The sequence below is a fragment of the Mycobacterium tuberculosis complex sp. N0072 genome (assembly GCF_030323725.1).
GTDB lineage: Bacteria > Actinomycetota > Actinomycetes > Mycobacteriales > Mycobacteriaceae > Mycobacterium > Mycobacterium tuberculosis.
Map to the genome: position 1 here is coordinate 3,337,732 of NZ_CP040689.1, position 18,583 is coordinate 3,356,314.

Genomic DNA, 18,583 nt, shown 5'->3' on the forward strand with positions numbered 1-18,583 from the left:
GCTACTCGACCCCGATCAGCAGCGCGTCGCCGCGGTGTCCGGTGCGGTAGGAGACCAGCTCGGTGCCTGGATGGTGGTCGTGCACATGCCGTTCCAGGACGACAGCCACGTCTTCGGTTACGCCGGCGCCAATTAGCACCGTCACCAGATCGCCTCCCGATGCCAACAACAGGTCGACCAGACCGATGGCCGCCGCGGCGACATCGTCGGCGACGATCAGCACCTCGTCGCCCGCGATACCCAGACCGTCGCCCGGCTTGCAGGTACCGGCCCAGGTCAGCGCCTTTTGGGTGGCAATGCGCACCGATCCGTGCCGGGAAGCACCGGCGGCACGGGCCATGCTGTAGCCGTCGTCGACGGCCTGGCGGGCCGCGTCATGCACGGCCAGCGCGGCCAACCCCTGCACCATCGATCCGGTCGGCACGGGTACCACGTCGACGCCCCAGCCGATCGCCGCGGTACACCCGGCCACCAGTTCTTCGGCGGCCACATAGCCATTGGGCAGCACCATCACGTGCGCGGCGCCGGTGTCTACCACGGCCCGCACCAGCTGGTGGGCACTGATATCGGCGGCCGGTGTCACGGCGTCTGGACCCGGTCGCAGCACGCAGGCGCCCTCCCCGGCGAACAGCTCGGCGGCACCGTCGCCGTCGACGACCGCCAGCACGGCGCGGCCCCGCGTCCAGCCACCGGCCGGCAATCCGCTGGTCCCGGAACCGAGCGCCGAGATCACGATCCGGCTAACTCGCCCCACCGCCAATCCGGCTTCCACGGCGGCACCGGCGTCGTCGGTGTGGACGTGTACGGAGTAGCTGTCGGGCGGAGCAGCGGCGATGGCCACCGACTCACCCAATTCCTTGAGTCGATCCCGCAACTGGTCCGCCGCTGCAGCATCACATACCGCCAACAGATACATCACCTCGAATTGCGGGGCGGGGCGTTGGGTAGCCGTGTCGGTCGGCAACGCGCGCGGCGAGGGTTCGTAGACCGCCCGGGCAGGTGCCTGCCCGCAGATGGTGGAGCGCAACGCGTCCAGCAGAACCAGCAGGCCCCGTCCGCCGGCGTCCACCGCGCCCGCATCGGCGAGCACGTCAAGCTGTTCGGGGGTCTTTTCCAGCGCGATGACCGCCGCGTCACCGGCGGCGGTGACCGCACCGGCCAACCCCTCGTGCGCGCACTGGTCGACGGCTCCGGCGGCGGCCCGCAGCACCGAGACGATAGTTCCCGGCACCTCCACGCCACCCATCGACGCGACGACCAACTCGACGCCGCGCCACAACGCGGCCCCGAGGGCGTTGGCGTCGACCGCCCGCAATACCGCGCCAGAGGCGGCGGCCGCAGTCGCGGTCACCTCTGCGATCCCGCGCAGGATCTGGGACAGGATCACGCCGGAGTTGCCGCGAGCTCCGTTCAACGCGCCGGCCGCGAGAGCGGCCGCAACCCGCGCCACGTCTTCGGCGTCAGCCTGCGAATTCGCGTGCAAATCAGCTTCTACGACCGCGGCACGCATGGTGAACAGCATGTTGACGCCGGTATCGGAGTCAGCGACCGGGAACACATTGAGCCGGTTGATCTCGTCGATGTGGAGGATCAGATCGCTGACGACGGCGTGTGCCCAGTCCCGCAAGGCCGAGGCGTCCAACGGCCGATCCGCCGTCCCCACTACAACACACCTCCTCCGCAACACACCTCCTCCGCGCCAGCCCGCGCCCCGAGCCTAACCAGACGTGGTGACAGCACGGTCACGACGCCGCTCTCCCGGCCAAGGCGGGTGCTGACATGTCCGCGAAGGGCTGATCGTTTTGGCGCTACCGCACAACAATGGCTATCCTGTGCTAGCCGCGGGCTACACGTAGGCGTCCCGGCCAGGTCGCCGGACCTAAGAGATTTGAGGAGCTTGACGAATGGCCGCTGTGTGCGATATCTGCGGGAAAGGCCCCGGCTTCGGCAAGTCGGTGTCGCACTCCCACCGCCGCACCAGCCGCCGGTGGGATCCGAACATCCAGACTGTGCACGCCGTGACCCGTCCCGGCGGCAACAAGAAGCGACTCAACGTTTGCACATCCTGCATCAAGGCGGGCAAGATCACCCGCGGCTGACGCCCGGTAACACCTGCACGACTCAGGGCAACCGCCAATCGATCGGCTCGGCACCCATCCCGACGAGCAGTTCGTTGGCGCGGCTGAACGGACGCGAGCCGAAGAACCCGCGCGATGCCGATAGCGGTGAAGGATGCGGCGACTCGATCGCAACGCAGTTGCCCGCGGCCAGCATCGGCTTCAGAGTCGACGCGTCACGACCCCACAGGATCGCCACCAGCGGCGCTGCGCGCGCCGCCAGGGCGCGAATCGCGCATTCCGTGACCGCTTCCCAGCCCTTGCCCCGGTGCGACGCCGGGTTGCTGGGTCGCACCGTCAGCACCCTGTTCAACAGCAACACACCGCGTTGCGCCCAGGGCGTCAGATCGCCGTTCGAGGGCAGCGGATAGCCCAAATCCGCGGTGTACTCGTCGAAGATGTTGGCCAGACTGCGCGGCCACGGACGTACATCAGGGGCCACCGAGAAGCTAAGACCCACAGCATGTCCTGGAGTCGGATAAGGGTCTTGGCCAACGATAAGGACACGGACGTTGTCGAACGGGAAAGTGAAGGCGCGCAACACATTCGATCCGGCGGGCAGGTATCTGCGCCCGGCCGCGATCTCGGCCCGCAAGAACTGCCCCATGTGGGCCACCTGGTCGGCCACCGGCTCGAGCGCGGCGGCCCACCCCCGCTCGACGAGCTCACTCAACGGCCGTGCGGTCACTGCATCCCTTTCGCGTACAGACGGTCACCGCGTCACCCTAGCGAACCTTGATTGTCTGGCTCCCCAAACGATTGCCAGCCCGCGTATCCAGTCCACTCCTCGCCGTCGACCAGCACCCTAGCCGGCCCGTCGAGAACCCGGCCAATGGTGCGCCACCCGGCCGGCACCGGACCGACGAAACAGGCGACCAGGGCATGATCTTCACCCCCGCTTAGCACCCACGGCCAGGGGTCGGTGCCCAGAGCGGTTGCGGCCGCAGTCAAAGCGTCGCGGTCAGCGGCCAACGCCGCGGCGGACAGGTCGATGCGCACGCCGGATGCCTCGGCGATGTGCCGCAGATCGGCGAGCAGCCCGTCGGAGACATCGATCATCGCTTGAGCCCCGACAGCCGCGGCCGCCGCGCCGTGGCCGTAGGGCGGCTGCGGCACCAAATGGCGGCGGCGCAGTTCGGCGAAGTCTTCAATCCCGTTGCACCACAGCGCATAGCCAGCAGCCGAGCGGCCCAGCTCACCGACGACGGCCAGCACCGAGCCGGCCTTCGCCCCGGAGCGCAGCACCGGGGCACGACCGTCAAGGTCACCAATCGCGGTGACCGACACCACCCACTGCCGGCAGCTGACCAGATCGCCGCCGACGATGCCGGCACCAATGCGCCCCGCCTCCTCCCACATTCCGTCGACCAACGCGCTCGCCTGCGCCGCCGGCGTCTCAGCGGGTGCTCCAAAGCCGACCACGAACGCGGTGGCCCGCGCCCCCATCGCCTCGATGTCGGCGGCATTCTGGGCGATCGCCTTGCGGCCGACGTCCTGCGGTGTCGACCAGTCCAGCCGGAAGTGACTATCTTGCACCAGCATGTCCGTCGACACCACAGTGCGACCATCGCCGGCAGACACCAGCGCGGCATCGTCGCCGGGCCCGAGCAGTACCGTGGCGGGTTGTCGGCGCCCCCGCACCAGCCGGTCGATCACGGCGAACTCGCCGAGCTGCTGCAGCGTCGGGGACTCCGTTGCAAGTGAGTGATCTTTAGTGGTCACGCGACTTGCACCCCGTCTCGGGGTTGTTCGGCAGCCTTGGGGCTGCTTCCCTTCCGCGCTTCACAGCCACCTGCCGGGCGAGGCCCGGTCTTACGGTCGGCTCCACGCTTGACGGCGGCCCCAACTGGGCCGACGATGCTGGATGTTTCCTCGTAGCGTGCGAGGTTGATGGCAGCGCAGTCATCACGCTGATGGACCACTGAGCATCGGTCGCATTGCCATTGTTCGTCCCAGCCGATGTCTTGCACATGCCGGCAGGCGTGGCAGGTTTTCGACGACGGGAACCAGCGGTCGGCGACCACCAGCGCCGACCCGTACCAGACTGTCTTGTAGGACAAGTGCCGACGCGGAGTGCCCAGGGCCGCATCCGACAGTCCGCGCCGACGAGCGCGGGCACCCGGCAACCCTTTTTGCCGCAACATCTCTGTCGCGTCCAAGCCTTCGACAACAATGCGGCCGTGGGTTTGAGCCAACCGTGTCGTCAGGACGTGCAGGTGATGGGTGCGGACATCGTTGACCCGGCGATGCAACCGGGAAATCTGAGTGGTGCGCTCACGGTAGCGCCGTGAACCTTTCGTGCAACGCGAACGGGCCCGGCACACGTGGCGTAGCTCGCGCAGCGCGGCGCCGAGCGGTCGTGGGTTCTCAACCTGCTCGATCGCCGTGCCGTCAGCGGTGGCGACCGTCGCCAGGCGCCGGACCCCGACATCGACACCAACCCGCGAACCGGGGTGCACCACCTTCGGCTGCTGCGGACGCTGGACAAGCACCCGCACACTGGCATCCAGACGAGTGCCGTTGCGGCGCACCGAGATCGCCAATACTCGCGCCCGACCGGCCTTGATCAGGCGTTCGATACGGCGGGTGTTCTCGTGCGTGCGGACGGTCCCGATGACCGGCAGGGTGAGGTGACGGCGGTCGGGTTCCACACGCATCGCTCCGGTCGTGAACGACACTCGATCCTGGTCGCGGCCTTTGCGTTTGAAACGGGGAAACCCGACCCGTTTACCGGCGCGTTTGCCGGCGCGGGAGGTCTGCCAGTTCCAGTACGCCTCGACCGCACCCGCGATGCCATCGGCGTAGGCCTCTTTTGAGCATTCAGGCCACCACGCGACACCGGTCTCGGTGTTGACGCACACGTCGTCCTTGACGGTGTTCCAGCGTTTGCGCAGCACGCGCAGCGACGGTTTCGCTGTCACGGTCCCGCTGGCATGCCACGCCTGGATGTCGGCTTTCAGGGTGGCCACGGTCCAGTTGTATGCCTTGCGACGAGCACCGAAATGCCGTGCCAGCGCCTTGGCCTGGTCCTCGGTCGGGTCCAGCGTGAACCGAAACGCTTGGACCGTCCAGCCATCGGGAACCTCGAACTTGGGCATCAGGCGGCCTCATGGTCCTCGCCAGCAGCGGCCGCCAATGCGCGCTTGGTTCGATTCTCGGCAGCCCGTTTGCCATACAGACGGGCGCACATCGACGTCAGGATCTCGGTCATATCCCGCACCAGGTCGTCATCGACCTCGGCAGAGTCGACTACCACCAGTTCGCGGCCCTGCGCCGCAAACGCTGCCTGCACGTACTTCGAGCCCAACCGGCAGAACCGATCCCGGTGCTCCACCACGATCCGGTGGACTGACGGGTCGCGCAGCAGTGAAAGGAACTTACGGCGGTGCTCGTTGAACGCGGAACCGACCTCGGTCACGACCTTGTCGACTGGCATCTGTTGGGCCGTGGCCCACGCGGTCACCCGCGCGACCTGCCGATCCAGATCGGCTTTCTGATCGGCCGACGACACCCGTGCATACACCGCGGTCGGTGATCGCATGCCAGCGTCCCCAGCCGGTTCGTCGACGAGAATCAGTCGGCCCACTCGCCTCGCCATCACCGACAACAGACCAGCACGAAACCAGCGGTAGGCGGTCCCCCGAGCAACACCGTTGCGCTCCGCCCACGTCGCCAGGTTCATATCTCTGTTCCTACCGCACGCCACTGACAACTACCGACCACTCAACCCGCAACAGCTGGCACCCCCCGATGCGTCGTCGCCCACGCCGCCTCCTTCGGCCCGTTCTGGCCCTGTGGACCTTCGAACACCTCGCCCGACCTGCGGTAAGTTGAGTCACTGCCGGCGCGAGCGGACCGCGCCAGTGTATGAGAGCAAAGAGGTGGCCGCGCAGGTGACAGGCGAGTCCGACGGGCCGCCGCGCGCCGTGCTGATCGCCGCGGCGGCGCTGGCGGCGGCGGTGATCGGGGTAATCCTGGTTGTCGCGGCGAACCGCCAGCCGCCGGAGCGACCGGTTGTCATTCCGGCCGTGCCCGCTCCGCAGGCCACCGGTCCCGGCTGCAAAGCACTGCTGGCGGCGCTGCCTCAACGACTCGGCGAGTATCGGCGCGCGCCCGTCGCGGAGCCGACCACTGCGGGTGCCACGGCCTGGCGAACGGGGCCAAACAGCACACCGGTGATTTTGCGCTGTGGACTCGACCGCCCGGCCGAGTTCGTGGTGGGTTCGGCCATCCAAGTCGTCGATCGGGTGCAGTGGTTTCAGGTGGCCGCGCAAAACCCGGACGAGCCAGGCCGGTCCACCTGGTACACCGTGGACCGGCCGGTGTATGTGGCGCTGACACTCCCCTCGGGATCGGGGCCCACCGCGATCCAGGAATTGTCAGACGTTATCGACCACACCATCCCCGCGGTACCCATCGACCCGGCGCCGGCTCGCTAGTGCCGATCGCAAGCGCGGCGCTAGCGCCGGGCGCGGCGGGTCGGCACCATCGGGCTAGTGCCGATCGCAAGCGCGGCGCTAGCGCCGGGCGCGGCGGGTCGGCACCATCGGGCTAGTGCCGATCGCAAGCGCGGCGCTAGCGCCGGGCGCGGCGGGTCGGCACCATCGGGCTAAGTGCCGATCGCAAGCGCGGCGCTTGCGCCGGGCGCGGCGGGTCGGCACCATCGGGCTAAGTGCCGATCGCAAGCGCGGCGCTTGCGCCGGGCGCGGCGGGTCGGCACCATCGGGCTAAGTGCCGATCGCAAGCGCGGCGCTAGCGCCGGGCGCGGCGGGTCGGCACCATCGGGCTAGTGCAGGCCCACGCCGCGGGCCAATGCCGTCTCGATCATCGTCGCCAGCAGGGTCGGATAGTCGACACCGCTGGCCGCCCACATCCGCGGGTACATCGAGATCGTGGTGAATCCCGGCATCGTGTTGATCTCGTTGATCACCGGACCGTCGTCGGTGAGGAAGAAGTCCACCCTGGCCAGACCCCGGCAGTCGATAGCCGCGAACGCCCGGATCGCCAGCTGACGAATCGCCTCTGCGACCTGGTCATCGACCTTGGCGGGCACGTCCAATTCGGCTGCGTCGTCGAGATACTTGGTTGCGAAGTCGTAGAAAGAGTCCTCGCGTCCCCGCACCCCGGCCACCCGGATCTCCCCCAGCGTGCTGGCTTCCAGTGTGCCGTCCGGCATTTCGAGCACACCGCATTCCAGCTCGCGGCCGCTGATCGCGGCCTCGACGATGACCTTAGGGTCATGCCGGCGGGCCCGCGCGACCGCGGCGGGCAGTTGATCCCAACTCGACACCCGGCTAACACCGATCGACGAGCCGCCTCGGGCGGGTTTGACGAACACCGGTAAGCCCAGCCGTTCGCACTCCTGGCGGTGCAGTGTCGACCGCGGCGGACGCAGCACCGCGTACGCACCCACCGGAAGTCCATCGGCGGCGAGCAGCTTCTTGGTGAACTCCTTGTCCATGCCGACGGCACTGGCCAGCACACCGGCGCCCACGTAGGGCACCCCGGCGAGTTCGAGCAGTCCCTGGATCGTGCCGTCCTCGCCGTACGGGCCGTGCAGTACCGGGAACACCACGTCGACCGACTCCAGAACCTCGCCGGCCCCGGGCGGCAGCGACACCAACTGGCCACCACGCCGCGGATCGGCCGGCAGCGCCAGCTCGGTGCCCGATCCTGATTTGACCTGAGGAAGCTCCCGGTTGGTGATCGTCAGGGCGTCGGGGTTGGCGTCGGTGAGCACCCACGAACCTGCCGGGGTGATACCCACCGCGATCACGTCGAACCGCCGCGAGTCCAGGTTGCGCAGGATGCTGCCGGCGGACACACACGAGATGGCGTGCTCGTTGCTGCGCCCGCCGAACACGACGGCAACGCGGACACGCCGATCACGCCGGTCGTTAGCACTCACAACCTGCAGAGGCTACCGGGTCAGGCAGACGGGCTCCCACGAGCTGCAGTTTTCGGTCGTGCCGGCCCGTGCGAGGCTCATTCGGGCTTGGTGCGGCGACCCAGCAGCAGCGTTATCGCCTCGTCCACCGACAGCCCTTTATGACAGACCCGATGCACCGCGTCGGTGAGTGGCATTTCGACGTCGTAGCTGGACGCCAGCGCGAGCACGGATTCGCACGACGTCACGCCTTCGACGACATGACAAGCCTTGCCCGCCGACTGCAACGTTTCGCCCCGGCCCAGGCGTTCGCCAAACGATCGGTTGCGCGAACGCGGTGAGGTGCAGGTGGCCACCAGATCACCGACCCCTGCCAGACCGGCCAACGTCGCGCCGTTGGCGCCGAGCGCCGTCCCGAGCCGGATGATCTCCGCCAGGCCCCGGGTGATGATCGCGGCCGCGGTGTTTTCGCCCAGCCCGATGCCCACCGCCATTCCGCACGCAAGCGCGATGATGTTCTTGCACGCCCCGCCGATCTCGGTGCCGACGACATCGGCGTTGGTGTAGGGGCGGAAGTACCCGCTGTTCAGCGCGCGCTGCAAGGCAACCGCGCGGCCGGAGTCGCTGCACGCGACGACGGTAGCGGCGGGCTGGCATTCGGCGATCTCGCTGGCCAGGTTGGGTCCAGAGATCACCGCGACCTGCGCCGGCTCGGCACCGGTCACCGAGATGATGACCTGGCTCATCCGCATCAGGGTGCCCAACTCGATGCCCTTGGCCAGACTGACCAAGGTCGCACCCTCGGGCAACAGGGGAGCCCACCGCTCGAGATTGGCCCGCATGGTCTGCGCGGGCACTCCCAACAGCACCGTGGATGCGCCCCCAAGTGCCTCCTCGGCATCTGCGGTGGCATGAATGCTCGGTGGTAACAGCGCACAGGGCAGATAGTCGGGGTTATATCGGGTGGTATTGATCTGATCGGCCACCTCAGCTCGCCGCGCCCACAGCGTGACCTCTCCGCCCGCGTCGGCCAGCACCTTAGCCAGGGCCGTGCCCCATGCACCGGCGCCCATCACCGCGACGGTGCTTGCTATTCCGGCCATCCACACACACTAATCTGCGCCGCGGTTGCCGTCGGGACCGTGCCTGGGCCCCGGCCACGACCGTGGCGGCAATGCCGTCGAAGTGTGCCGCGTGGATCGACGCTGGCAGGATGACTTCATGAGCGGCACACCGGACGACGGCGATATCGGCTTGATCATCGCCGTCAAGCGCTTGGCCGCGGCCAAAACCAGGCTGGCCCCGGTGTTCTCGGCGCAGACTCGCGAGAACGTGGTGCTGGCCATGCTCGTCGACACGTTGACCGCCGCGGCGGGTGTCGGTTCACTGCGCTCGATCACTGTTATCACCCCCGACGAAGCCGCGGCGGCTGCGGCGGCCGGGCTGGGCGCCGATGTACTGGCCGACCCGACACCCGAAGACGATCCCGACCCACTGAACACCGCCATCACCGCTGCCGAACGCGTGGTTGCCGAAGGGGCCTCCAACATCGTTGTGCTGCAAGGCGATTTGCCGGCATTACAGACACAGGAACTCGCCGAGGCAATCTCGGCCGCACGCCACCATCGGCGCAGCTTCGTCGCCGACCGGCTTGGGACCGGCACCGCGGTACTGTGTGCGTTCGGCACCGCGCTGCACCCGCGGTTCGGGCCGGATTCGTCCGCGCGGCACCGCCGTTCGGGCGCTGTCGAGCTGACAGGAGCCTGGCCGGGCCTGCGCTGCGATGTCGACACCCCCGCCGACCTGACGGCCGCACGCCAGCTCGGGGTAGGGCCCGCGACCGCGCGAGCGGTCGCACATCGTTGACCGGGACGGGGCAACGCCGGCGAGGCATCCAGGGGGTGAACGGCAGACCAACGGCGAACGGATGCCTGCCGAGTGCTGGCAACCCCACCCAATGATGAGCAATGATCGCAAGGTGACCGAAATCGAAAACAGTCCCGTCACAGAGGTGCGGCCAGAGGAGCATGCGTGGTATCCAGACGACTCGGCGCTGGCGGCACCGCCCGCTGCCACCCCCGCCGCGATTAGCGACCAGCTACCCTCGGATCGCTACCTGAACCGGGAGCTGAGTTGGCTGGACTTCAACGCGCGCGTGCTTGCCCTGGCCGCCGATAAGTCGATGCCATTGCTCGAGCGCGCCAAGTTTCTGGCAATCTTCGCGTCCAATCTCGACGAGTTCTACATGGTCCGGGTGGCCGGCCTCAAACGCCGCGACGAGATGGGGTTGTCGGTGCGCTCCGCCGACGGTCTAACACCGCGCGAACAACTAGGCCGGATCGGCGAGCAGACTCAACAGCTCGCCAGCCGGCATGCCCGGGTGTTCCTCGATTCGGTGCTACCCGCGCTCGGCGAGGAAGGCATCTACATCGTCACCTGGGCCGATTTGGATCAGGCTGAGCGCGACCGATTGTCGACCTATTTCAACGAACAGGTCTTCCCCGTCCTGACCCCGCTGGCCGTCGATCCCGCCCACCCGTTCCCGTTTGTCAGCGGGTTGAGCTTGAACCTGGCGGTCACGGTACGCCAACCTGAAGACGGCACCCAGCATTTCGCGAGGGTCAAGGTGCCCGACAACGTCGACCGCTTCGTCGAACTCGCTGCACGTGAGGCCAGCGAGGAAGCTGCGGGGACCGAAGGCCGGACCGCGCTGCGGTTCCTGCCGATGGAGGAGCTGATCGCGGCCTTCCTTCCGGTGCTTTTCCCGGGTATGGAAATCGTCGAGCACCACGCATTTCGCATCACTCGCAACGCTGACTTCGAGGTTGAAGAGGATCGCGACGAGGACCTACTGCAGGCGCTCGAGCGAGAACTGGCCCGCCGCCGGTTCGGTTCACCGGTGCGACTCGAGATCGCAGACGACATGACCGAGAGCATGCTGGAGTTGCTGCTTCGCGAACTCGACGTGCATCCCGGTGATGTCATCGAAGTGCCCGGGCTGCTCGACCTATCGTCGTTGTGGCAGATCTACGCCGTGGACCGCCCGACGCTTAAGGATCGGACATTCGTCCCAGCTACCCATCCCGCCTTCGCCGAGCGGGAAACACCCAAAAGCATCTTCGCGACGCTGCGCGAAGGCGATGTGCTGGTTCACCATCCGTATGACTCGTTCTCCACCAGCGTGCAGCGATTCATCGAACAGGCCGCGGCCGACCCCAACGTGCTGGCGATCAAACAGACGCTGTACCGCACCTCCGGCGACTCGCCGATCGTCCGGGCGCTGATCGACGCCGCCGAAGCCGGAAAGCAAGTGGTGGCACTGGTCGAGATCAAGGCACGCTTCGACGAACAGGCCAACATCGCCTGGGCGCGCGCACTAGAACAAGCCGGCGTGCATGTGGCGTACGGGCTCGTCGGGCTCAAGACGCACTGCAAGACCGCCTTGGTGGTGCGCCGCGAAGGTCCGACAATCCGGCGGTACTGCCATGTCGGCACCGGCAATTACAACAGCAAGACAGCACGACTCTACGAGGACGTCGGACTGCTGACCGCTGCACCCGATATCGGCGCCGACTTGACCGACTTGTTCAATTCGCTCACCGGCTACTCACGCAAGTTGTCCTACCGCAACTTGTTGGTGGCCCCGCACGGAATCCGCGCCGGCATCATTGACCGCGTCGAGCGGGAGGTCGCGGCGCACCGTGCAGAGGGTGCCCACAACGGCAAAGGCCGCATCCGACTCAAGATGAATGCCCTTGTTGATGAGCAGGTCATCGATGCGCTGTACCGCGCGTCGCGAGCCGGTGTGCGGATCGAGGTGGTGGTACGCGGCATCTGCGCGCTGCGTCCAGGTGCGCAGGGCATTTCGGAAAACATCATCGTGCGCTCGATTCTCGGCCGCTTCCTCGAGCACTCGCGGATCCTCCATTTCCGTGCCATCGACGAGTTCTGGATCGGCAGCGCCGACATGATGCACCGCAACCTCGACCGGCGAGTCGAGGTTATGGCTCAAGTCAAAAACCCGAGGCTGACCGCGCAGCTGGACGAATTGTTCGAATCCGCACTGGACCCGTGCACCCGGTGCTGGGAGCTCGGGCCCGACGGGCAGTGGACCGCGTCGCCGCAAGAAGGCCATAGCGTGCGCGACCATCAGGAATCGCTGATGGAACGGCACCGCAGCCCCTGACACTGCGTGGTGATTCCCGCTGCTGCACCGACCACATCCACGACCGCGAGCAGCCTGGCCGAATTGACCTGCAGGAGTTGAGGTGTCGATCCAGAACTCGTCCGCCCGCCGGCGCTCGGCGGGCCGGATTGTGTACGCCGCCGGTGCGGTGCTCTGGCGACCCGGCAGTGCCGATTCGGAAGGGCCGGTCGAGATCGCTGTCATTCACCGCCCCCGTTACGACGACTGGTCGCTGCCCAAGGGCAAAGTGGATCCGGGCGAGACCGCACCGGTGGGGGCGGTGCGGGAGATACTCGAGGAGACCGGTCACCGCGCCAACCTGGGTAGGCGGCTCCTGACGGTGACCTACCCGACCGACTCCCCTTTTCGAGGCGTCAAGAAGGTGCACTACTGGGCAGCGCGCAGCACCGGTGGGGAATTCACCCCCGGCAGTGAGGTCGACGAGCTGATCTGGTTACCGGTTCCCGACGCGATGAACAAGCTTGACTACGCCCAGGATCGAAAAGTCCTGTGCCGGTTCGCTAAACACCCGGCGGACACTCAGACGGTGCTGGTGGTGCGGCATGGCACCGCGGGCAGCAAAGCGCACTTCTCCGGGGACGACAGCAAGCGACCGCTAGACAAGAGGGGTCGTGCGCAGGCAGAAGCGTTGGTACCACAGCTGCTGGCGTTCGGCGCCACCGATGTTTATGCCGCCGACCGGGTGCGCTGCCACCAGACGATGGAGCCACTCGCCGCGGAACTGAACGTGACCATACACAACGAGCCCACCCTGACCGAAGAGTCCTACGCCAACAACCCCAAACGCGGCCGACACCGAGTGCTGCAGATCGTCGAGCAAGTAGGCACACCCGTGATCTGCACGCAGGGCAAGGTCATTCCCGATCTGATCACGTGGTGGTGCGAGCGCGACGGTGTGCACCCCGACAAGTCCCGCAATCGCAAAGGCAGCACGTGGGTGTTGTCGTTGTCAGCCGGCAGGCTTGTGACAGCCGACCACATCGGCGGTGCGCTGGCCGCCAACGTGCGGGCCTAACACACGGATACCCTTCGTCACATTGCCACCGTGCAAAGGGTATCCGTGTGTCTTGACCTATTTGCGACCCCGCCGAGCGGTTGCCTTCTTGGCGGGAGCCTTGGTAGCCGGCCGCTTGGCCGCTGCCTTCTTTGCCGGCGCCTTGGTCGCCGCCTTACGCACCGATGCCTTGACCGCGGTCTTCTTCACCGCCTTGGTCACCTTCTTGGCGGGTGACTTCGTGGCCTTGACAGCTTTCTTGGCGGGCGCCTTGGTCGCCGCTTTCTTGGCGGGCGCCTTGGTCGCCGCCTTCCTGGCGGGCGCCTTGGTCGCCGCCTTCTTGGCGGCCTTTGTCGCCTTCTTGGCAGGTGCCTTCTTCGCTACCTTCTTGGCTGCACTGGCCCCCACACCACGCTTAACAGCGGGTCCTTCTGCCGGGAGACGCTGCGCGCCAGACACAACCGCTTTGAATTGCGCGCCCGGGCGGAACGCCGGCACCGACGTCGGCTTCACCTTTACTGTCTCGCCGGTACGCGGATTGCGGGCCACTCGAGCCGCGCGGCGACGCTGTTCGAACACACCGAACCCGGTAATGGTGACGCTGTCGCCTTTGTGTACCGCACGCACAATCGTGTCAACGACATTCTCGACGGCGGCGGTCGCCTGCCGACGGTCCGAGCCCAATTTCTGTGTGAGCACGTCAATGAGCTCTGCTTTGTTCATCCCAACCCTCCGAAACCAGTGGTCCTCGTTTGGAACCGACTAGTGGACACGGTAAACCCTTACCCGGCTGATTTCCAAGAGCCACGCGCAATTTCACTGAGCCAACGACCGGTTTTTCGCAATCCGGTTGCCGCCCTTGACCGGTGGCGCGGCCCCAAAATGGCTCAGGTTCTGCCGGCGGGTCACGCTGAAATTTCGCCCGGTTCTACGCCTCAGGGGGCGGGTAGAGTGCGCGGTTTCCAGTACGCGCACGCACCCTCAAAGGCCTCGATCTCGTCGAGTTTCCGCAGCGTAAGGGCTATATCGTCGAGACCTTCAAGCAGCCGCCACGCCGAGTGGTCGTCAATCTTGAACGGCAGCACCACTGTTGCTGCGGTGATAATTCGATCTTGAAGATTGGCAGTGATTTCCAGGCCCGGACTCTGCTCAATGAGCTTCCACAGGAGTTCCACATCGTCTTGGGCAACCTCGGCCGCCAGCAGCCCGGCCTTGCCCGCGTTGCCGCGGAAAATGTCACCAAATCGGGATGAGATAACCACCCGGAATCCGTAGTCCATGAGCGCCCAGACCGCATGCTCTCGCGAGGATCCGGTGCCGAAATCGGGCCCGGCAACCAGGACCGAACCCCGGTCAAAGGGACTGAGGTTTAGCACGAATGCAGGATCCGACCGCCAACCCGCGAACAAGCCGTCCTCGAAACCGGTTCGGGTGACCCGCTTCAGAAAGACCGCGGGAATGATCTGATCGGTGTCGACATTGGACCGCCGCAACGGCACGCCAATACCAGAGTGGGTGTGAAAGGCTTCCATGCTGATCCCCTAGCTGTTCTCAGTTCAATTCAAATCGGCCGGGCTGGACAGTGTGCCGCGAACCGCGGTGGCGGCCGCCACTGCTGGGGACACCAAATGTGTGCGGCCGCCCGCGCCCTGCCGCCCTTCGAAGTTGCGGTTGGACGTCGCGGCGCAGCGCTCCCCGGACGCCAGCTGATCGGGATTCATGCCCAGACACATCGAGCATCCCGCCTGCCGCCATTGCGCGCCCGCGTCGGTGAAGATCTCACCGAGCCCTTCGGCCTCGGCCTGCGCGCGTACCCGCATTGAGCCCGGAACGATCAGCATCCGCACGCCGTCGGCCACCTTGCGGCCACGCAGCACTTCGGCGACCACCCGCAGATCTTCAATGCGACCGTTGGTACACGACCCGACGAACACGGCGTCGACCGCGATGTCGCGCATCGCGGTTCCGGGTCGAAGGTCCATGTACGCCAATGCTTTCTCGGCGGCCTGCCGCTCGGCGTCGTCGGTCATCAGTTGCGGATCTGGCACCGCGGCCGCCAGCGGTACCCCTTGGCCTGGGTTGGTGCCCCAGGTGACAAACGGGCTCAACGACGCGGCGTCGAGATACACCTCGGTGTCGAAAACGGCGCCGACGTCGGTGCGAAGCCGTTGCCAGTAGACGAGTGCGGTGTCCCACTGGGCACCGGTGGGTGCGTGCGGACGACCACGCAAGAACGCGTAGGTGGTTTCGTCCGGAGCCACCATGCCCGCACGAGCGCCGGCTTCGATGCTCATGTTGCAGATCGTCATCCGGCCTTCCATGGACAGCGATTCGATGGCGCTGCCCCGGTATTCGATGACATGCCCCTGGCCGCCGCCGGTGCCGATCTTGGCGATCAACGCCAGGATGATGTCCTTGGCCGACACACCGTCGGGCAGCCGCCCATCGACGTTGACCGCCATGGTCTTGAACGGCCGCAGCGGCAGCGTCTGGGTGGCCAGCACGTGCTCGACCTCCGACGTACCGATGCCCATCGCCAACGCGCCGAATGCGCCGTGGGTTGAGGTGTGGCTATCGCCACAGACGATCGTCATTCCCGGCTGGGTGAGACCCAATTGCGGTCCGACGACGTGCACGATGCCCTGCTCGATATCGCCCATTGAATGCAGCCGGATTCCGAATTCGGCGCAGTTTCGGCGCAACGTCTCCACCTGGGTGCGTGACACCGGGTCGGCGATCGGCTGGTCGATGTCGACGGTGGGCACGTTGTGATCCTCGGTGGCGAGGGTGAGCTCGGGCCGCCGCACCCGGCGCCCGGCCAGGCGCAGGCCGTCGAACGCCTGCGGGCTGGTGACCTCATGCACCAGATGCAGATCGATGTAGATCAAGTCGGGCGCACAGCCCCCGCCTGATACCACAATGTGGTCGTCCCAAATCTTCTCGGCCAGTGTGCGTGGCTCGCCGGTCTGCAAGGCCATCTCGAAGTGCCTCTATTCATTCGTTCGCGACTCGCTGGTCATCTCAAAATACGAGACGCTATGATCTCTTTGTGAGACAGCATAGCGGTATCGGTGTCCTCGACAAAGCCGTTGGCGTGCTGCACGCGGTCGCGGAATCTCCCTGCGGACTGGCCGAACTCTGCGATCGAACCGACCTGCCCAGGGCCACCGCATACCGGCTGGCGGCCGCGCTGGAGGTGCATCGCCTGCTGGGGCGCGGCCAGGATGGCCACTGGCGGCTCGGTCCGGCCATCACCGAACTCGCGACCCATGTCGACGATCCACTGCTGGTGGCGTGCGCGGCGGTACTGCCTCAGCTGCGCGACGCCACCGGCGAAAGCGTGCAGGTATATCGCCGCGAGGGAACGTCGCGGGTCTGCGTGGCCGCATTGGAACCAGCTGCGGGCCTTCGCGATACGGTCCCGGTCGGGGCACGGTTGCCGATGACCGCGGGCTCGGGCGCCAAAGTGTTGCTGGCCCACACCGACGCCGCCACCCAAGCGGCCGTATTGCCAAAGGCGGTGTTCAGCGCCCGAGCGCTGGCCGAGGTGTGCCGGCGCGGCTGGGCGCAAAGCGTGGCCGAACGCGAGCCTGGCGTGGCGAGCGTGTCGGCGCCGGTGCGCGACGGCCGGGGCGTCGTGATCGCTGCCATCTCGGTGTCCGGCCCGATCGACCGGATGGGCCGCCGCCCGGGGGTCCGATGGGCCGCCGACCTGCTGTCCGCGGCGGACGCGCTCACCCGACGGCTCTAGCCGCGTTGTGCTACATCGGTTCGACCGCGATCACATAGTCATTGCCGTGCCACAGACCGTCTTGCCGCTCGTTGAGCTGCAATGCCCGAGCGCGCAGTTCTTCCACATAGGCACGCATTGCCATGCCAAGCCCGTTGGAGGAGAATCGCTCGATTCGGGCCAAGCACATGTTGAGTTGGCCGTTCACGTAGCGAGCTCGGTAGCGGATGGGGAAGCGGCGCGCTTCAAGAATGCGAAAGCCCGCAAGGCCCAGTCGCCCCAGCATCCAGTCCAGCGGGAACTCTCGGTACGGTCGTTCGCCGGCAAGCAACAGGCAGGCGTCGCGCACGCGACCGATTTCCCAGATGATTTTGCCACTTTCGGTTTCCGGCTCGAATTGCACGTAGGGCTCCAAGCCGACTAGGTAAAGACGACCATGATCGGCGAGATGCGGGCGCAACCGCTCGAACACGCGGTCCTGCCAGTACGGGGCGAAGCCTTCGATGGCCCCGACCAGGTAGTCGACCAAGATGGTGTCGAACGTCTCGCCGGCAAGAAGGCTGTCGTCTACCCAGTTGCCGACGAGCAGGCGGTCCTGCGGGCGCATGGCGCTACCCAACGCGGCGCGGGTCTTGTCCGCCAGGCTGCGGGCGGCCGTGACCGCCGTCCAGCGCTCGGTCGGCAAAGTCTGTATCCACTGAAGCGATTTCACACCGGTACCGGCATCCAAGACAGTGCCCCAGGGTCTTTCGCCGTGCACGCCTTCGATGTAGCGGAACAAGGATGAGATCCCGGCCCTCAGTATGTACGAGCGACCGTGGCGGGCGTGTAGGTCTTCGATGTGGCGGATCAGGGCTGCGATCTTGGGCATTTCGGCCCAGGTCACACACATCGCAGACGTCCATGCGGCCGGTTCGGCCGAGCGCGGTATCGCGGCGCCGGCTTCAGACCCTGCCAACCGAGCGATCGTCGTGGGTGCTTCCTCGGAGTAACCACTGTGATGTCTTCCTCACGGCTGAAGCTGGCGGACTACCGATGAACCGACCCACCGAAACTCTATAGCAAACGATATTCATTTTCAAACTAGGCACCGCGAGCGTCACTGGGGTGGCGACGACGCGCTACCGGCGGAGCCTTGCTGACACACTGACGCCATGGGAACCAAACAGCGCGCCGACATCGTCATGTCCGAGGCTGAAATCGCCGACTTCGTCAACTCGAGCCGTACCGGAACGCTGGCCACCATCGGACCCGACGGCCAGCCGCACTTGACGGCGATGTGGTATGCCGTGATCGACGGCGAAATCTGGCTGGAGACCAAGGCCAAGTCGCAGAAGGCCGTCAACCTCCGACGGGATCCGCGGGTGAGCTTCCTGCTTGAAGACGGCGACACCTACGACACGCTGCGCGGCGTGTCGTTCGAGGGCGTTGCCGAGATCGTCGAGGAGCCCGAGGCGCTGCACCGCGTCGGGGTCAGCGTGTGGGAACGCTACACCGGCCCCTACACCGACGAGTGCAAACCGATGGTCGACCAGATGATGAACAAGCGGGTCGGTGTGCGCATCGTGGCCCGTCGGACCCGCTCGTGGGATCACCGCAAGCTGGGGCTGCCACACATGTCGGTGGGTGGCTCGACCGCCCCGTAGCT

At 66.5% G+C, this 18,583-nt stretch carries 18 protein-coding genes; 7 read left to right on the top strand and 11 right to left on the bottom strand.

The genetic code is table 11. The annotated features are described in order from the left end of the window. Position 1 precedes the first annotated feature (1 nt). Positions 2–1,663 carry a DAK2 domain-containing protein gene (locus FF952_RS15695; protein ID WP_003902383.1) on the bottom strand — a complete coding sequence of 554 codons (1,662 nt, stop codon included), beginning with the start codon at positions 1,661–1,663 and terminating at the stop codon, positions 2–4. A gap of 241 nt (positions 1,664–1,904) precedes the next feature. Between FF952_RS15695 and rpmB the strand changes: the two genes are divergently transcribed. After that, positions 1,905–2,099, top strand: a complete 195-nt coding sequence (gene rpmB / locus FF952_RS15700; RefSeq protein WP_003415030.1) for a 50S ribosomal protein L28 — start codon at positions 1,905–1,907, stop codon at positions 2,097–2,099. 22 nt (positions 2,100–2,121) lie between these two features. Here rpmB and FF952_RS15705 read toward each other — a convergent pair whose 3' ends face one another. From FF952_RS15705 to FF952_RS15720, 4 genes are read right to left on the bottom strand one after another with little or no spacing between them, the layout of a single operon-like run. After that, positions 2,122–2,805, bottom strand: a complete 684-nt coding sequence (locus FF952_RS15705; RefSeq protein WP_003899565.1) for a uracil-DNA glycosylase — start codon at positions 2,803–2,805, stop codon at positions 2,122–2,124. A gap of 32 nt (positions 2,806–2,837) precedes the next feature. Beyond that, the gene (locus FF952_RS15710; RefSeq protein WP_003415034.1) at positions 2,838–3,839 is read right to left on the bottom strand and encodes a thiamine-phosphate kinase; all 1,002 of its coding nucleotides are present in this window, start codon (positions 3,837–3,839) and stop codon (positions 2,838–2,840) included. Further along, complete coding sequence (gene tnpB / locus FF952_RS15715) at positions 3,836–5,215, bottom strand: IS607 family element RNA-guided endonuclease TnpB (protein ID WP_003415037.1); 1,380 nt, start codon at positions 5,213–5,215, stop codon at positions 3,836–3,838. The genes FF952_RS15710 and tnpB overlap by 4 nt, the downstream gene beginning before the upstream one ends. Further along, positions 5,215–5,799: an IS607 family transposase gene (locus tag FF952_RS15720; RefSeq protein ID WP_003415039.1), complete on the bottom strand. Its 585-nt coding sequence runs from the start codon at positions 5,797–5,799 to the stop codon at positions 5,215–5,217. The genes tnpB and FF952_RS15720 overlap by 1 nt, the downstream gene beginning before the upstream one ends. 211 nt (positions 5,800–6,010) lie before the next feature. Between FF952_RS15720 and FF952_RS15725 the strand changes: the two genes are divergently transcribed. Further along, positions 6,011–6,556 (top strand): DUF3515 domain-containing protein, encoded by a 546-nt coding sequence (locus FF952_RS15725; protein ID WP_003415041.1) that lies wholly within the window; start codon positions 6,011–6,013, stop codon positions 6,554–6,556. Positions 6,557–6,903: 347 nt separating this feature from the next. On the opposite strand, the gene ddlA is transcribed toward FF952_RS15725, so the two are convergent. Both ddlA and FF952_RS15735 read right to left on the bottom strand, forming a co-directional pair. Then, positions 6,904–8,025, bottom strand: coding sequence for a D-alanine--D-alanine ligase DdlA (ddlA, locus tag FF952_RS15730; protein ID WP_003415088.1), 1,122 nt, complete (start codon positions 8,023–8,025; stop codon positions 6,904–6,906). 77 nt (positions 8,026–8,102) lie between these two features. Then, the gene (locus FF952_RS15735) at positions 8,103–9,107 is read right to left on the bottom strand and encodes an NAD(P)H-dependent glycerol-3-phosphate dehydrogenase (protein ID WP_003904971.1); all 1,005 of its coding nucleotides are present in this window, start codon (positions 9,105–9,107) and stop codon (positions 8,103–8,105) included. 118 nt (positions 9,108–9,225) lie between these two features. Between FF952_RS15735 and cofC the strand changes: the two genes are divergently transcribed. The 3 genes from cofC to mutT1 all read left to right on the top strand — a co-directional run bounded on the left by cofC (position 9,226) and on the right by mutT1 (position 13,226). Further along, positions 9,226–9,870: a 2-phospho-L-lactate guanylyltransferase gene (cofC, locus tag FF952_RS15740; protein ID WP_003415094.1), complete on the top strand. Its 645-nt coding sequence runs from the start codon at positions 9,226–9,228 to the stop codon at positions 9,868–9,870. A gap of 91 nt (positions 9,871–9,961) precedes the next feature. Beyond that, entirely contained in the window at positions 9,962–12,190 is a 2,229-nt protein-coding gene (locus FF952_RS15745; protein ID WP_003415097.1) for an RNA degradosome polyphosphate kinase, read from the top strand. An 82-nt stretch (positions 12,191–12,272) separates the two neighbouring features. Next, complete coding sequence (mutT1, locus tag FF952_RS15750) at positions 12,273–13,226, top strand: 8-oxo-(d)GTP phosphatase MutT1 (RefSeq protein WP_003899569.1); 954 nt, start codon at positions 12,273–12,275, stop codon at positions 13,224–13,226. 57 nt (positions 13,227–13,283) lie between these two features. Here the strand turns inward: mutT1 and hupB are convergent, their stop codons facing one another. From hupB to leuC, 3 genes are all read right to left on the bottom strand, one after another. Continuing rightward, positions 13,284–13,928: a DNA-binding protein HupB gene (gene hupB / locus FF952_RS15755; protein ID WP_003415107.1), complete on the bottom strand. Its 645-nt coding sequence runs from the start codon at positions 13,926–13,928 to the stop codon at positions 13,284–13,286. A 212-nt stretch (positions 13,929–14,140) separates the two neighbouring features. Continuing rightward, positions 14,141–14,737: a 3-isopropylmalate dehydratase small subunit gene (gene leuD, locus FF952_RS15760; protein WP_003415110.1), complete on the bottom strand. Its 597-nt coding sequence runs from the start codon at positions 14,735–14,737 to the stop codon at positions 14,141–14,143. Between the two features lie 24 nt (positions 14,738–14,761). Then, complete coding sequence (leuC, locus tag FF952_RS15765; RefSeq protein WP_003899570.1) at positions 14,762–16,183, bottom strand: 3-isopropylmalate dehydratase large subunit; 1,422 nt, start codon at positions 16,181–16,183, stop codon at positions 14,762–14,764. Between the two features lie 71 nt (positions 16,184–16,254). Here leuC and FF952_RS15770 point away from each other — a divergent pair, with 71 nt between their 5' ends. Beyond that, positions 16,255–16,956: an IclR family transcriptional regulator gene (locus tag FF952_RS15770; protein ID WP_003415115.1), complete on the top strand. Its 702-nt coding sequence runs from the start codon at positions 16,255–16,257 to the stop codon at positions 16,954–16,956. Between the two features lie 10 nt (positions 16,957–16,966). On the opposite strand, the gene FF952_RS15775 is transcribed toward FF952_RS15770, so the two are convergent. Beyond that, positions 16,967–17,827 carry a class I SAM-dependent methyltransferase gene (locus FF952_RS15775; protein WP_003415118.1) on the bottom strand — a complete coding sequence of 287 codons (861 nt, stop codon included), beginning with the start codon at positions 17,825–17,827 and terminating at the stop codon, positions 16,967–16,969. 262 nt (positions 17,828–18,089) lie between these two features. Between FF952_RS15775 and FF952_RS15780 the strand changes: the two genes are divergently transcribed. Beyond that, the gene (locus FF952_RS15780; RefSeq protein ID WP_003899572.1) at positions 18,090–18,581 is read left to right on the top strand and encodes a PPOX class F420-dependent oxidoreductase; all 492 of its coding nucleotides are present in this window, start codon (positions 18,090–18,092) and stop codon (positions 18,579–18,581) included. Positions 18,582–18,583: the final 2 nt, after the last annotated feature.